The organism is Streptomyces sp. YIM 130001, from assembly GCF_003574445.1.
Lineage (GTDB): Bacteria > Actinomycetota > Actinomycetes > Streptomycetales > Streptomycetaceae > Streptomyces.
Window position 1 is genome coordinate 394,072 of record NZ_KZ984554.1, and the last position, 15,274, is coordinate 409,345.

The window sequence follows — 15,274 nt, forward strand, 5'->3', positions numbered from 1 at the left end:
TGCACGAGGCGGTGACGGACGGGGCGCCGTCCCCGGACGGTACGGGCGGGCGGGCGTGCACAGCCGCACCCGCCCGCCCGCTCCGCCGTACCGCAGGGTCAATGGCCGTGCCGCAGTGGGGAATCGGGGCGCCCGCCGACCGGGTCGGCGGGGGGCGGCGGTGCGCGTGACGGGCATCAGATCTCGCCGAGCGTGACGTCCACCGTCTTCTCGCTGCCGCTGCGGGAGTACGTCACCTTCACCTTGCCGCCCGGCTTCTGGCCGGCCAGCGCCTCCGAGAGCGAGGTGATGGTGGTGACCGCCGTATCGCCGACCTTGGTGATCACATCGCCGGTGCGGATACCGGCCGCGGCGGCCGCACCGTTCTGCTTCGCCTCGACCACCGTCACGCCCGTCGGTGTGAAGTCCTCGTCGACGACCGTGCGTCCCGTGATGTCCAGGGCGGCCCGGCCCGAATCGGTGACCTTGCCGTTCTTCACGATCTGATCGGCGATCGTCTTCACCATCGACGCCGGGATCGCGAACCCGATCCCCGGTGCCGCGCTCCCGCCGAGCTGCGGATCGGTGGCGGCGAGCGTCGGGATGCCGACGACCTTGCTGTCCAGATCGACCAGGGCGCCGCCACTGTTGCCCGGGTTGATGGCCGCGGAGGTCTGGATCATGTTGGCGATGGTGGCTCCCGTACCGCCGCCCGCCCGGCCCTCGCTGACGGTCCGTCCGGTGGCCGAGACGATGCCCTGGGTGACGCTCGAGGCCAGGCCGAGCGGCGAGCCCATCGCGAGCACGATCTGACCGACCGCCACCTCGGCCGAATCGGCGAACTTCGCAGCCTTCAGGCCGGCCGGGGGCTTGTCGAGCTTGATCACGGCGAGGTCCTGCTCGGGATAGCTGGAGACCAGCTTCGCGGACAGCTCGTGCTCGCCGACCGCGGCCGCGACCTTGAACGTCTTGCCCTTGCCCACGACATGGGCGTTGGTGACGATGTGCCCCTTGTCGTCGTACACGACGCCCGAGCCGAGACCGTCGGCTGCATCGATCTGTACGACCGACGGCAGCACGTCGTCGATCACCTTCTGGTAGTCGCCCTGCAGGTCCGAGGCGTCCGCCCGGGCCGGCGCCGCCTGGGCGGCCGCCTTGGTGGCGGAGGCTCCGTCGGAGCAGCCGGCGAGCAGCGCGCCCGAGCAGGCGACGGCCGTCAGCGGCAGGAGTAGCCGCAGCGAGCGAGGGTGCGCGGGGATGCGGGGACCGCTCCGTGGGCGGTGGGCGCGGGATATGTCCATGCCCGGAGTATCACTTTCATCCGGGTTGTTCGGCCTCCGGTGAGGTCCGATCAGGGGGAGGTGACCCGGGCGCGCCTCTCTTCGGCCGCTACTGCCCCCGCACCCCGCAGGCGTGCACCAGAGCGGCCACCCGTCGGTACGGCTCCGTACGGCCGGCCCGCTCCTCGGCGGTCAGCAGCGCCTCGAGCTCTGCCGCCGGCGGCAAGGGCGCCTCGTTCGACGCGGTGTCCGTGAAGACGCGTACGCCGTACCAGGTCGCCAGCGGCGCCCCGATCCCGGCCAGCGTCGAGATGAGCCGGCTCAACCGGTCGGCGCGGACCTCGAGGCCGAGCCGGTTGGTGTATGCGTCGGTGTCGTACGCGGCGAGGGCCGTACCCCAGTCGCCGAGCAGGCCGGGACGCATCGCGAGCGCGTCGGCGTTCCGCACGAGCAGCGACAGCAGGCCGCCGGGCGCGAGCATCCGGGCGAGGCCGGCCAGCATGGCGTCCGGCTCCTCCACGTACATCAGCACGCCGTGGCAGAGCACCACGTCGAAGGAGCCCGGCAGGAAGTGAACGCCGGTCTCGCGGCCGTCGCCCTCGATCAGGCGCACCCGCTCACGGATGCCCTCGGGCTCCTCGGCCAGCGCCTTGCGCGCCACCTCGAGCATCGCCGGGTCCGACTCGATGCCGGTCACCCGGTGGCCGGCCCGGGCCAGGCGCAGTGCCTGGGTGCCCTGACCGGCGCCCACATCGAGGACCCGGAGCCGCTGCCCGAACGGGAACCTGCCCGTCAGCTGCTCGTCGAGCTGCCGGGCCACCAGTTCCTGTCGCACCACGTCACGCAGACCACCGAGGCCGCGCAACCAGGCATCCGCGCCTGCGCCGAAGCCCTCCGGACTCAGGGCCGCTCTCCGCGCTTGACCTGCGGCTTCGGGAGCCGCAGTCGACGCATCTGGAGGGTCCGCATGAGTCCGTACGCCACCGCGCCGCGCTTCGGCTCGTCCGCGTACCGCTCCCTGAGGCGGCGCTTGAGGCCGAAGGCGATGACGAAGGAGTCCACCACGATCAGCACGATCACGAAGAGCCACATCAGCAGCGCGATGTTCTGCAGCTGCGGGACCCTGACCATGCTCAGGACCAGGATGATCACCGCGAGCGGCAGGAAGAACTCGGCGACGCAGAACCGGGAGTCCACGTAGTCGCGCACGAACTTGCGCACCGCGCCCTTGTCCCGGGCGGGCAGATACCGCTCGTCGCCGTTGGCCAGCGCCTCTCGTTGCTTGGCCAGGTCCGCGCGGCGGGCGTCGCGCTGCCGCTTCGACGCCTCCTTGCGGGTCATCGGCGTATTGGACACGCTGCGGCGCTGGGACTGTGCCATGGCGCGCTTCGGCGTGGGGCGCCCCTTGGGCGCCTGCGGGTCACGGGGCTGCGTGGAGTCGGTCACCGGCGCCTTGGCGGCCGGAGCCTTCTCTTCCTTGGATCGGCTACGGAACACAAAGCCCAAGGGTACGGGGTCACGTGGTTGGGCGACACGGCGGCGGGGAACGATCCGGCAACGGCGTGCGTCTTCAGGAGAGATTGCCGGCCGTGAAAGACCGGAAAGAGAGCGTCCCGTACGACATGGGTGCTTTCTGGGGGAGCCATCCCCCGGGTCGGGGTGCCTGCCCCGGGCCCCACCTACTCCTTGGGCCGGAGCATCCGGCACCGGGAGTCGTCCTTGGGGATGAGCGCATCGGTGCTCGAACAGTGCGGTAATAGAGGCAGGGCCCGTAGGCTGGGTTCTGTCGCAGTGCTGGAGCTGAAGTCCGTCAGAAGGGGGCGCGCGAAGCCCATGAGCGGTGTCATGAAGCGTATGGGGATGATCTTCCGCGCGAAGGCGAACAAGGCCCTTGACCGGGCCGAGGACCCGCGCGAAACCCTCGATTACTCGTACCAGAAGCAGCTGGAGCTGCTGCAGAAGGTGCGCCGCGGCGTTGCCGACGTGGCCACCTCCCGAAAGCGCCTCGAGCTGCAGCTCAATCAGTTGCAGGGCCAGTCCTCGAAGCTCGAGGACCAGGGCCGCAAGGCGCTCGCGCTCGGCCGCGAGGACCTCGCCCGTGAGGCGCTGTCCCGTCGTGCCGCACTCCAGCAGCAGGTCACGGACCTGGAGACGCAGCACCAGACGCTGCAGGGCGAGGAGGAGAAGCTCACCCTCGCCGCCCAGCGCCTGCAGGCCAAGGTCGACGCCTTCCGCACGAAGAAGGAGACCATCAAGGCCACCTACACCGCAGCCCAGGCGCAGACCCGGATCGCCGAGTCCTTCTCGGGCATCTCCGAGGAGATGAGCGATGTGGGTACGGCCATCCAGCGCGCCGAGGACAAGACGGCGCAGCTGCAGGCCAGGGCCGGTGCCATCGACGAGCTGCTCGCCTCCGGCGCCCTCGACGACGCCTCGGGTCTCGCCAAGGACGACCTCCAGTCCGAGCTCGACCGCCTCTCCGGCGGTACGGACGTGGAGCTGGAGCTGCAGCGTATGAAGGCGGAGCTGTCCGGCGGCCCCGCCCCGAGCCAGCAGGCCATCGAGGGGAGCAACGGCGCGCAGGCAGCGCCCGACGCCGCCACCCCGCAGGACACCCCGCGCTTCGACAAGCAGTAGCCGACGGCCGGGGCCCCGGCTCCGTAAGCTCGTTACCGGTCCCGTGGCCGGTCACGGCGTGCGGGACCGAGGTAACCCGGCCCGAGCCGGCCAGTCAGCAGCCTCGCGAAGGAGAGCGTTGTGATCGTACGGATCATGGGGGAGGGGCAGGTGAAGCTGGCGGACAGCCACTTCGCCGAACTGAACAAGCTGGACGACGAGCTGCTCGCCGAGATGGAGAGCGGCGACGGCCCCGGCTTCCGCACCACCCTGCATGCCCTGCTCGACAAGGTCCGTGAGCTCGGCACTCCATTGCCCGACGACGCCCTGGAGCCGTCGGAGCTGATCCTTCCGCCGGTGGACGCGTCGCTCGAAGAGGTGCGGGAACTGCTCGGCGAGGACGGCGGCCTGATCCCGGGTTGAACAACCCGGCCCGTCCGGCGTTCGAGGACGAGGCGGCCAGGCCGGTGCCTGGCCGCTGCGGTGAACCCGACGGCACCCCGTCGCGGGCGTCGGAGCACGGACCCCGGCGCCGCAAGGGACTTCCTCGACCGCGCCCTGCCCCCGGGGCCCCGTACCGTGGACTGTCGTGACCCTCCTAGCGCGCGGCCGGCACTGGCAGAAGGCGCATCCGCTCGCGCTCGACGCGGCTCTCGCCGCAGGCGTCCTCATCTGCATGATCACCGCCTCCTTCGTGGAGCCACGCGGCCACACGGGGCCGTACTTCGGCCGCGCGCCCGCGGCACCGAGCCTGATCCTGATGGTGGCCGGTGCTGCGACCCTGGTCTTCCGGCGCCGCCGCCCGCTGGTGGTCCTCGCGATGACGGTCGCCGTGACCGTCGCCGAGCTGTTCACCGGAGAACCGCGCGCCCCCGTGGTGATGAGCGCCGTCGTCGCCCTCTACACGGTCGCCGCCACTACCGACCGCCCCACCACCTGGCGCGTGGGGTTGCTCACCGGCGCCCTGCTCACCGGCATCGCGATGGTCACCGGCTACCCACTGCCCTGGTACGCGCAGGACAACCTCGGCATCTTCGCCTGGACCGGCATGGCCTCGGCAGCGGGCGACGCCGTCCGCAGCCGCCGCGCCTTCATCGACGCCATGACGGAGCGCGCCGAACGGGCCGAGCGGACCCGCGAGGAGGAGGCCCGCCGCCGTGTCGCCGAGGAGCGGCTCAGGATCGCCCGCGATCTGCACGACGTGGTCGCCCACCACATCGCCCTGGTCAACGTGCAGGCAGGCGTCGCATCGCACGTCATGGACAAGCGCCCCGACCAGGCCAAGGAGGCGCTCGCCCACGTACGCGAGGCCAGCCGCTCGGCACTCGACGAACTGCGCGCCACGGTCGGCCTGCTCAGGCAGTCGGGCGACCCGGAGGCACCCACCGAGCCGGCCCCGGGCCTCGCCCGCCTGGACGAGCTGGCCGAGTCGTTCCAGCGCGCGGGCCTGCCGGTCGAGGTGGCCCGCAGCGACGACGGCGTGAACCCGCCCGCCGCCGTGGACCTGGTCGCGTACCGCGTCATCCAGGAGGCCCTGACCAACGTGCAGAAGCACGCGGGGCCGGGCGCGAGAGCGGAGGTCAGCGTGGTGCGGGTGGGCGCGCGGCTGGAGATCACGGTGCTGGACGACGGCCCGGGCCACTCGGGCGCGACGGCCGGCGGAACCCGTCCCGGGCCGGCCGATGCAGCAGAGGGCCACCCGGACGGCGGCGGACACGGTCTGCTCGGCATGCGCGAGCGGGTCACCGCGCTCGGCGGCAGCTGTACGACCGGGCCCCGCTACGGCGGCGGTTTCCGGGTGCATGCGATCCTTCCTCTGGCCGGAGCCACGGGGGACGGCCGTAGGGAACCGGGAGCCCGTACCACCACGGGAACGGCCGCCGCGGCAGGCCCGACAGGGGAGAACACATGACGATCCGGGTGCTGCTCGCCGACGACCAGGCACTGCTGCGCAGCGCGTTCAAGGTCCTCGTCGACTCCGAGCCGGACATGGAGGTCGTGGGGGAGGCCTCCGACGGGGCCGAGGCGGTGCACCTCGCCCGTGCCGAGCGCGCCGACGTCGTCCTGATGGACATCCGCATGCCCGGCACCGACGGCCTCGCGGCCACCCGCATGATCAGCGCCGATCCCGAACTCGGCCAGGTGCGGGTCGTCATGCTCACCACCTTCGAGGTCGACGAGTACGTGGTGCAGTCCCTGCGGGCGGGTGCCTCCGGCTTCCTCGGCAAGGGCTCGGAGCCGGACGAACTGCTCAACGCCATCCGGGTCGCGGCCGCGGGCGAAGCACTGCTGTCGCCGGTCGCCACCAAAGGACTGATCGCCAAGTTCCTCGCCCAGGGCGGAAGTTCGGACCCCGACGACCCCGGCGCGGCCGCCCACACGGAGCGCCTGTCCGCCCTCACCGGCCGGGAACGTGAGGTCCTGATCCAGGTCGCGGCCGGCCTGTCCAACGACGAGATCGCGGTACGCCTCACCGTCAGCCCGCTCACCGTCAAGACCCACGTCAACCGGGCCATGGCGAAGCTCGGTGCCCGCGACCGTGCCCAACTGGTCGTCATCGCCTACGAGTCAGGCCTGGTACGCCCCAGGGTCGACTGACCGCCGCTCCACCGGAGGGTGGACCGCCCTCCACCCGGACATACTCCGGACGCAGTAGACGCCTCGCGGTGAACGGGACCTGCGAGCGAGGGATCCTTGCGGTCGAATGCCCGATCGTGTAGCGCGGGTGTGTTCCGGCCTTTCCGTGGCCACCCGCGCCCGGCATCCGAGCCTCCCGCTCGACGCCACCGCCTCGTGCCACAGAAGAGAGACCTCCAAGTCATGTCCTGGCTGTCCAGGTTCAGCCTCGCCCAACGGGCGCTGATAGGCCTGATCTCGCTCGTCGCCATCGTGTTCGGCGCCATCGCCATCCCGCAGCTCAAGCAGCAGCTGCTGCCCTCCATCGAACTGCCCATGGTCTCGGTGATCGCCCCTTACCAGGGTGCCTCCCCCGACGTGGTCGAGAAGCAGGTCGTCGAGCCGCTCGAGTCCAACATCGAAGCGGTGGACGGCATCACGGGCATCACCGCCACGGCCAGCGAGGGCAATGCCCTGGTCATGGCCCAGTTCGACTTCGGTGACGGCGGCGACTCCAAGCAGCTGGTGGCGGACGTCCAGCAGGCCGTCAACCGCTCCCGCGCCCAGCTGCCCGAGGACGTCGACCCGCAGGTGGTGGCCGGTTCCACGGACGACATCCCGACCGTGGTGCTCGCGGCCTCCGGCGACAAGGGCGACCAGCAGGCGCTCGCGGACAAGCTGGAGCGCACCGTCGTCCCGGTGATCAAGGACATCGACGGCGTCGGCCAGGTCTCCGTGGACGGTGTACGGGACCTGCAGGTCGCCGTCACCCCCGACGAGTCCAAACTGGCCAGGGCCGGCCTGAGCTCGGTCGCGATCGGGCAGGCCCTCGAGTCCGGCGGCGCCTCGGTGCCCGCCGGTTCCTTCGACGAGGGCGGCAAGAACCGCACCGTGCAGGTGGGCGGCGGCTTCACCTCGCTGAAGCAGATCGAGGACCTGATGGTCACCGGCGAGGGCGCCAAGTCCAAGCCCGTGCGCCTCGGTTCGGTCGCCGAGGTCGAGCAGGAGGAGGCCGCGGCCACCTCCCTGACCCGCACCAACGGCGAGCCCAGCCTCGCGGTCGTCGTCACCATGGACCAGGACGGTTCCGCGGTCGCCATCTCCGACGACGTCAAGGAGGCGCTGCCCGACCTCCGTAAGGACCTCGGCACCGACGCCGACCTCACCGTCGTCTCCGACCAGGGCCCGGCCGTCTCCAAGTCGATCTCCAGCCTGACCACCGAGGGAGCGCTCGGCCTGGTCTTCGCCGTCCTGGTGATCCTGGTCTTCCTGGCCTCGATCCGGTCGACGCTGGTCACCGCGGTGTCCATCCCGCTGTCGGTGCTGCTCGCCCTGATCGTGCTGTGGACCCGCGATCTGTCCCTCAACATGCTCACCCTGGGCGCGCTCACCATCGCCATCGGCCGTGTCGTCGACGACTCGATCGTGGTCCTGGAGAACATCAAGCGCCACCTCGGCTACGGCGAGGAGCGGCACGCCGCGATCATCACCGCGGTCAAGGAGGTCGCGGGCGCGGTCACCTCCTCGACGCTGACCACGGTCGCCGTGTTCCTGCCGATCGGTCTGGTCGGCGGCATGGTGGGCGAGTTGTTCGGTTCGTTCTCGCTGACCGTGACCGCGGCTCTGCTCGCCTCGCTCCTGGTCTCGCTCACCGTCGTACCGGTGATGTCGTACTGGTTCCTGCGCGCCCCCAAGGGCACCGCGGACCTCGACCCGGAAGAGGCGCGGCGCAAGGCGGAGGAGAAGGAGGCCCGCAGCCGGCTGCAGCGTATGTACATCCCTGTGCTGCGCTTCGCGACCCGTCGCCGGATCACCAGCCTGGCGATCGCGATCGTGGTGCTGGTCGGCACCTTCGGCATGGTGCCGCTGCTGAAGACCAATTTCTTCGACCAGGGCGACCAGGAAGTCCTCAGCATCACCCAGGAGTTGGAGCCCGGCACCAGCCTCGGGGCCACCGACGACTCGGTGAAGAAGATCGAGGGTGTCCTGAACGACCTCGACGAGGTCAAGGACTACCAGGTCACCATCGGCTCGTCCGGTTTCATGGCCGCCTTCGGCGGCGGTACGGACACCAACCAGGCCTCGTACCAGGTGACTCTGGAGGAGGACGCCCCGTACGAGGAGACCCAGGACCGTATCGAGAAGGAGCTGTCCGGGCTCGACGGCATCGGCGACACCCGCCTCGCGGCGGGCGACGGCTTCGGCAGCCAGGACCTCAGCGTGGTGGTCAAGGCCGCCGACGCGGACGTCCTGAAGACCGCGTCCGAGCAGGTTCGGGACGAGGTCGCCAAGATCGACGACGTCACCGACGTGCAGAGCGACCTCTCGCAGTCCGTTCCGCGCATCTCGGTCACGGCGAACGAGAAGGCGGCCGCCGCCGGATTCAACGACGCCACCCTCGGCCAGGCCGTCGCCCAGGCGGTCCGCGGCACGCCCAGCGGCAAGGCGCTGCTCGACGACACCGAGCGCGACGTGGTGATCCGCTCGGCGCAGTCCGCCGAGACCATGGACGAGTTGAAGAAGCTGCGGCTCGGTCCGGTCCGGCTCGGTGAGATCGCCGACGTGAAGCTGGTCGACGGCCCGGTGTCGATGACCCGGATCGACGGTGCCCGCGCGGCGACCGTCACCGCCCGGCCCACCGGTGACAACACCGGCGCGGTCAGCGCCGATCTGCAGACGAAGATCAACGCGCTGGACCTGCCGGACGGCGCCACCGCCTCCATCGGCGGTGTCTCCGAGGACCAGGACGAGGCCTTCCTCCAGCTGGCCCTCGCCATGCTGGCGGCCGTGGCGATCGTCTTCATGCTGCTGGTGGCGACGTTCCGTTCGCTGATCCAGCCGCTGATCCTGCTGGTCTCCATCCCCTTCGCGGCCACCGGCGCGATCGGTCTGCTGATCGCCACCGGCACTGCGATGGGCGTACCGGCGATGATCGGCATGCTGATGCTCATCGGCATCGTGGTGACCAACGCGATCGTCCTGATCGACCTGATCAACCAGTACCGCGCGAAGGGCCTCGACGTGGTCGAGGCGGTCATCGAGGGCGGCCGGCACCGGCTGCGGCCGATCCTGATGACCGCGCTGGCGACGATCTTCGCCCTGCTCCCGATGGCGCTCGGCGTCACCGGCGAGGGCGGCTTCATCGCCCAGCCGCTCGCGGTCGTGGTGATCGGTGGCCTGATCTCGTCGACGCTGCTGACCCTGCTCCTGGTCCCGACGCTCTACGCGATGGTCGAGCTGCGCAAGCAGCGGCGCGCGAAGAAGAAGGCGGCCAAGCGCGCGAAGAAGGCCGGCATCCCCGCGCAGTCGGACCCGGCATCCGGCGGGACGGAGCCGGCCCAGGTCTGACCCCGGCACGGCCGAACACGCCGATGGGGCGCCCCGTTCACTCACGAACGGAGCGCCCCATCGGCGTATGCACGGGTGCGGCTACGGCAGCGCCAGCATCCGCTCGAGAGCCAGCTTGGCGAAGCTCTCCGTCTCCCTGTCCACCTCGATGCGGTTCACCAGGTTGCCCTCGGCGAGCGACTCCAGGGTCCACACCAGGTGCGGCAGGTCGATCCGGTTCATCGTCGAGCAGAAGCAGACCGTCTTGTCGAGGAAGACGATCTCCTTGCCCTCGTCCGCGAAGCGGTTGGCGAGCCGGCGGACCAGGTTGAGCTCGGTGCCGATCGCCCATTTCGAGCCGGCCGGAGCCGCCTCGAGCGCCTTGATGATGTACTCCGTCGAACCCACCTGGTCCGCGGCGGCGACGACCTCGTGCTTGCACTCCGGGTGCACCAGGACGTTCACACCCGGTATGCGCTCGCGTACGTCGTTCACCGAGTCGAGCGAGAAGCGGCCGTGCACCGAGCAGTGGCCGCGCCACAGGATCATCTTCGCCGCGCGCAGTTGCTCGACGGTCAGACCGCCGCCGGGCTTGTGCGGGTTGTAGACGACGCAGTCGTCCAGGGTCATCCCCATGTCCCGTACCGCGGTGTTGCGCCCGAGGTGCTGGTCCGGCAGGAACAGCACCTTCTCGCCCTGCTCAAAGGCCCAGTCGAGGGCCCGCTTCGCATTCGACGAGGTGCAGATGGTGCCCCCGTGCTTGCCGGTGAACGCCTTGATGTCCGCCGAGGAGTTCATGTAAGAGACGGGCACGACCTGCTCGGCGATCCCGGCCTCGGTCAGCACGTCCCAGCACTCGGCGACCTGCTCGGCGTTCGCCATGTCGGCCATCGAACAGCCGGCGGCGAGGTCGGGCAGGACCACCTTCTGGTCGTCGTCGGTGAGGATGTCGGCCGACTCGGCCATGAAGTGCACACCGCAGAAGACGATGTACTCGGCCTCGGGACGCGCGGCCGCGTCCCTTGCCAGCTTGAAGGAGTCGCCGGTGACGTCGGCGAACTGGATGACCTCGTCACGCTGGTAGTGGTGGCCGAGCACGAAGACCTTGTCCCCGAGCTTCTCCTTGGCCGCGCGGGCGCGCTCCACCAGGTCCGGGTCGGAGGCGGCGGGCAGGTCGCCGGGGCACTCCACGCCGCGTTCACTCTTCGGGTCGGACTCGCGGCCGAGCAGCAGCAGGGCGAGCGGTGTCGCAGGTACGTCAAGATCCTGGCGGGGCTGGGCGGTGGTCACGTCACGCACCCTTTCTACGTGTTGATGAGTGCGGCGCGAGCCGCTCCCGTGGAGCCCGTTGCGGTGGCACCGGAACCCCTTTTCGTCTAGATGACGTTATCTATCATAGCCGCTTCATGTCAGTTTGACGATGGCCATCATGTCGATGTGACGCATTCTCGAGCGGCCCTGTAGTTCCCCTTTTGTGCGAGCACTTCCGCATGACCGTGGGCGGCACCGACGTTCAGTCGTCGCCTCCTGGCGGTCTTCCGGTTCGGGCCTCGTCCCCGATCGGGAGGAGGCGTACGAGGCCGGCGTCGCGGTCACCCTCGACGGCCTCGACCAGCGCGGTGCGGTCCCCGGCCGGGGCTCGGGCGTCCCGGACGTTCTCGCAGCCCGCACAGCGCCACCGCCGGCGACGTCTCCCGTGATCGACGAGCGGGATCAGTGCTCATCGGGCACGGAACGTCGGACCGTCGCAGCGGCCTGCGCACGCGGTCGCGCTCGCTACAGGCCGGGCCGCTCCGTAGGCAGTGCGTGTGTGCGAGCATGAAGGAGCAGGAACGGCGCTGGATTTCTTCAGCCCGCCCGGAATGAATCCGGGGCCACGGCGGTTGTCGCCGTCGGCAAGCAGTCCGAACAACCCGGGAGAGAAGCAGATGTCCGTATCGGACGAGAAGACCACGGTCAGCGACGGCATCCTCCTGTCCGACGCCGCCGCGGGCAAGGTCAAGGGCCTGCTCGAGCAGGAGGGTCGCGACGATCTTGCGCTGCGCGTCGCCGTTCAGCCCGGCGGCTGCTCCGGCCTGCGCTACCAGCTGTTCTTCGACGAGCGCTCGCTCGACGGCGACGTCGTCAAGGACTTCGACGGCGTCAAGGTCGTCACCGACCGCATGAGCGCCCCCTACCTGGGCGGTGCCTCGATCGACTTCGTCGACACCATCGAGAAGCAGGGCTTCACGATCGACAACCCGAACGCCACCGGGTCCTGCGCCTGCGGCGACTCCTTCAGCTGACCCGACCCGTCCGCTCCCTGCCCAGGGAGCGGCGTCGGCGCATAAGAGTGCGGCGGCACCCCCGCGGGGGTGCCGCCGCACTCCTGTGCCGGGGCGCGTGAGGCGCCCGTACGTCAACGCCCGGGCAGCTCCGTCCCGTTGGGGCCGACGACCTCACGGCCGCCGAGCGGCTCCTCGAGCGTCACCTTCGTCGTCCGCTGCTTGGCGATCATGATGCAGGCGGTGTCCTTCTCGATCGGCGTCCCGGTGATCCGCACTTCGACCCGGTCGCCCTTCTCCTCGGCACTCGCGCTGTACTTGCTGCACACCCCGCCCCAGAACTTCAGCGTCAACGTCCGGCCCTCGGCGCTGTACGACTCGGGGCGCACACTGCGCGGAGCCTTCGCGCTCCCGTCCCGCGGGGGCTCGGTCCCGGTGGGGGCCGGCGTCGGCTCCTTCGCGCGCGGCGCGGCCAGGAACTCCGGTTCCACCGCGGGATGCGTGAGCGTGACGTCCCGGTCCGAGCCCTCGGTGCGTACGGAGTACAGCCACGAAGGCACCAACGCCTGCCGCCCGTTCTCGGAACGCGCGGCCAGGCCGAACTCCGCGCCGCGCACCTCCGCAGGGGCGGGTGCCGTCGGCTTGCCACCCGGCGGGCACGGCTCGCGCGCGACGCTGCCGTCGGCACTCCCGCCCTGCGCCGTCGCGCCACCGGCCCCCGGTACGGCGCTCGCGCACCCGCCGATGCCGCCGCGGGACTTGCCCGTACCCGACGCATTCATCCTGTCCAGCGTCTTCCGGGCCCCCGCCACCGGGTACTCGGCGCCCTTCACCGGCTCGCTCAGCCGGCCACTGCCCCCGCTCACCACGCCGTCGGGTCCGACCCGGATACCTGTCGACCAACCGTAGGTCGGCAGGCCGCCGACCACCGGGTCGGCGTTGACCACCCGTACCGCGCCCATCGTCTGTTCGGCGTCGGTCTTCGCGTCGCCCGTGCCGAGGGCCTCGAGCACCGGAGCCGCGGCCTTCATCGCGGCCGCCTCGCTGACCGCCTTCGCGTCGTCGTCCTCACCTGCCGGGCTGCCGACCGTCGTACAGGCCTTGCCGGGCGGGCAGTTGTCGGTGCCGCTCGGGCGATGCAGTGTGTACGTCCAGGTGCCCGGCGCCTCCCGCCCGACCTGGAGCAGCGGACCGTCCGTCGGGTTGCCGACCCGCCAGGTGTTCCCCTCGGCCCGCGGGGAACCGTCCACGCCGAGCGCCTCGGCCAGCTTCTCGACACGGTCGGAGTCGACCTTCGCCTTCGCCCGGTACACCGGCGCCGAGTCCGGTCCGTCCGGCAGCTTGCCGCCGGCCCGGTATGTCACCCCACCGGGCGCGGGCTCGCCGGGCGCCACGCCTTCGGTGCGGCCGTCCAGGTTCAGTACCGGGGGAGGGGTGCCGTCCGTATCGGCCCCGGCCCCGGAGCGCGGGCTGCTGTCCTCGGAGGCGTCGGCGGCCAGGTACGCGCCGCCACCGCCGGCGATCAGTACCGCGGCCGCGACGGAGATGACGGCCAGCGGGGTGCGCCGTCGTCCGGGACCGCTCTCGTCGGATCGTTCGGTGCTCACCGCATCGCTCCTTCGCCTGCGTCGGCCCCATGCCGTCTGTCATGTCCCCGGAATGAGGAATCGACGATGGGACGAAGCGGAGCGGCGCGCGGTTCCCGGAACGCGCCTCTCGGGGCAACGCCCCAGGCGGCCCTGGCGGCAGGCGGCGGGTGAAGCCCTAGTCCCCGTAGTCCGACATCTGGTCGAGCAGCCGTGCGGAGGTCTTCGGCACTCGCACGCCGTGGATCAGGGACGGAGCGACCGGCGAGACGGTCGGCCGGGCCGGAGCAGACCAGTGCGCGACCATCCGCGCGCAGTCCCCGCGCAGCTGGTCCAGATCGAGCTCGGAGTGCTCAGGAAGGCCGGTATGGGTCGACATAACGGAACCGTACGCACGTCACGTGCCGTTAAAAAAGGTCTACTATCGGGTAGTTTTGCCAGTTCAGTGAACGGGCCGGGACCCGGTAGCGTGAAGCGTCAGCTCGTCCCGTCGCCTCCCGCAGGAGACTCAGCCGTGCGAATCGCAGTCACCGGCTCCATCGCCACCGACCACCTCATGACCTTCCCCGGCCGTTTCGCCGACCAGTTGGTCGCGGACCAGCTGCACACGGTCTCGCTTTCGTTCCTCGTCGACAATCTCGACGTCAGAAGGGGAGGCGTCGGCGCCAACATCGCCTTCGGCATGGGCCAGCTGGGCGCAGGCCCGGTCCTGGTCGGCGCCGCGGGCGCCGATTTCGACGAGTACCGGGCCTGGCTCGACCGGCACGGTGTGGACACCGCCTCCGTACGGATCTCGGAGGTGCTGCACACGGCCCGCTTCGTCTGCACCACCGACGCCGACCACAACCAGATCGGCTCCTTCTACACCGGCGCGATGAGCGAGGCCCGCCTCATCGAACTGCACGCCGTGGCCGAGCGCGTGGGCGGTCTCGACCTCGTCCTGATCGGCGCGGACGACCCCGAGGCGATGATGCGCCACACCGAGGAGTGCCGTAGCCGGAGCATCCCGTTCGCCGCCGACTTCTCGCAGCAGATCGCCCGCATGGGCGGCGACGAGATCCGCAACCTCATGGACGGCGCGACGTACCTCTTCTCGAACGAGTACGAGAAGGGGCTCATCGAGTCCAAGACCGGCTGGAGCGACGAGGAGGTCCTCGCCAGGGTCGGCCACCGGGTCACCACGCTGGGTGCCCGCGGTGTCCGCATCGAGCGAGCGGGCGAGGACCCGATCGAGGTCGGCTGCGCCGAGGAGACCGCCAAGGTCGACCCGACCGGCGTCGGCGACGCCTTCCGCGCCGGCTTCCTGTCCGGGCTCGGCTGGGGCGTCGGCCTGGAGCGCGCCGCACAGGTCGGCTGCATGCTGGCCACGCTGGTCATCGAGACCCTCGGCACCCAGGAGTACACCCTGCGCGGTGTCACCTTCATGGACCGCTTCACCAAGGCCTACGGCTTCGACGCGGCCTCGGAGGTCCGTGCGCATCTGTCGTAGGGCAGCCCGTACGTGACGGTGGCCCCCGGTCCGCACCCTCGCACGCGCGCAGGGGTGGACCGGGGGCCACTGTCGTACGACACCGGAGCTCGACCGGGTCTCCCGCGCGTCGGGCCC

13 protein-coding genes are annotated in these 15,274 nt (G+C 70.7%); 7 read left to right on the forward strand and 6 right to left on the reverse strand.

Annotation, left to right across the window (positions count from 1 at the left end; genetic code table 11):
* Window positions 1-176 precede the first annotated feature (176 nt).
* The 3 genes from DSC45_RS15505 to DSC45_RS15515 form a co-directional block, all read right to left on the reverse strand.
* Complete coding sequence (locus DSC45_RS15505) at window positions 177-1,280, reverse strand: S1C family serine protease (RefSeq protein ID WP_119291184.1); 1,104 nt, start codon at window positions 1,278-1,280, stop codon at window positions 177-179.
* 88 nt (window positions 1,281-1,368) lie between these two features.
* Complete coding sequence (locus tag DSC45_RS15510) at window positions 1,369-2,079, reverse strand: class I SAM-dependent methyltransferase (RefSeq protein WP_119291283.1); 711 nt, start codon at window positions 2,077-2,079, stop codon at window positions 1,369-1,371.
* 80 nt (window positions 2,080-2,159) lie between these two features.
* Entirely contained in the window at window positions 2,160-2,810 is a 651-nt protein-coding gene (locus tag DSC45_RS15515) for a DUF3043 domain-containing protein (protein ID WP_240434653.1), read from the reverse strand.
* A gap of 282 nt (window positions 2,811-3,092) precedes the next feature.
* Here DSC45_RS15515 and DSC45_RS15520 point away from each other — a divergent pair, with 282 nt between their 5' ends.
* The 5 genes from DSC45_RS15520 (at window position 3,093) to DSC45_RS15540 (ending at window position 9,839) form a co-directional block, all read left to right on the forward strand.
* A complete protein-coding gene (locus DSC45_RS15520) occupies window positions 3,093-3,896 on the forward strand; it encodes a PspA/IM30 family protein (protein WP_119291187.1) in 804 nt (267 codons plus the stop codon).
* Between the two features lie 120 nt (window positions 3,897-4,016).
* Window positions 4,017-4,298, forward strand: coding sequence for a PspA-associated protein PspAA (locus tag DSC45_RS15525; protein WP_119291189.1), 282 nt, complete (start codon window positions 4,017-4,019; stop codon window positions 4,296-4,298).
* A 166-nt stretch (window positions 4,299-4,464) separates the two neighbouring features.
* The gene (locus DSC45_RS15530) at window positions 4,465-5,787 is read left to right on the forward strand and encodes a sensor histidine kinase (RefSeq protein ID WP_240434646.1); all 1,323 of its coding nucleotides are present in this window, start codon (window positions 4,465-4,467) and stop codon (window positions 5,785-5,787) included.
* Entirely contained in the window at window positions 5,784-6,473 is a 690-nt protein-coding gene (locus DSC45_RS15535; protein WP_119291190.1) for a response regulator, read from the forward strand. Before DSC45_RS15530 ends, DSC45_RS15535 begins: the two co-directional genes overlap by 4 nt.
* Before the next feature lie 222 nt (window positions 6,474-6,695).
* Window positions 6,696-9,839, forward strand: coding sequence for an efflux RND transporter permease subunit (locus DSC45_RS15540; protein ID WP_119291192.1), 3,144 nt, complete (start codon window positions 6,696-6,698; stop codon window positions 9,837-9,839).
* 81 nt (window positions 9,840-9,920) lie between these two features.
* Here DSC45_RS15540 and nadA read toward each other — a convergent pair whose 3' ends face one another.
* A complete protein-coding gene (nadA, locus tag DSC45_RS15545; protein WP_119291194.1) occupies window positions 9,921-11,117 on the reverse strand; it encodes a quinolinate synthase NadA in 1,197 nt (398 codons plus the stop codon).
* Between the two features lie 629 nt (window positions 11,118-11,746).
* On the opposite strand from nadA, the gene DSC45_RS15550 reads away from it, so the two are divergent.
* Entirely contained in the window at window positions 11,747-12,103 is a 357-nt protein-coding gene (locus tag DSC45_RS15550; protein ID WP_119291196.1) for a HesB/IscA family protein, read from the forward strand.
* Window positions 12,104-12,216: 113 nt separating this feature from the next.
* Here the strand turns inward: DSC45_RS15550 and DSC45_RS15555 are convergent, their stop codons facing one another.
* Both DSC45_RS15555 and DSC45_RS15560 read right to left on the reverse strand, forming a co-directional pair.
* Complete coding sequence (locus tag DSC45_RS15555; protein WP_119291198.1) at window positions 12,217-13,689, reverse strand: hypothetical protein; 1,473 nt, start codon at window positions 13,687-13,689, stop codon at window positions 12,217-12,219.
* Window positions 13,690-13,846: 157 nt separating this feature from the next.
* Window positions 13,847-14,047, reverse strand: coding sequence for a hypothetical protein (locus DSC45_RS15560; RefSeq protein WP_119291200.1), 201 nt, complete (start codon window positions 14,045-14,047; stop codon window positions 13,847-13,849).
* 135 nt (window positions 14,048-14,182) lie between these two features.
* On the opposite strand from DSC45_RS15560, the gene DSC45_RS15565 reads away from it, so the two are divergent.
* The gene (locus DSC45_RS15565; protein WP_119291202.1) at window positions 14,183-15,157 is read left to right on the forward strand and encodes a carbohydrate kinase family protein; all 975 of its coding nucleotides are present in this window, start codon (window positions 14,183-14,185) and stop codon (window positions 15,155-15,157) included.
* Window positions 15,158-15,274: the final 117 nt, after the last annotated feature.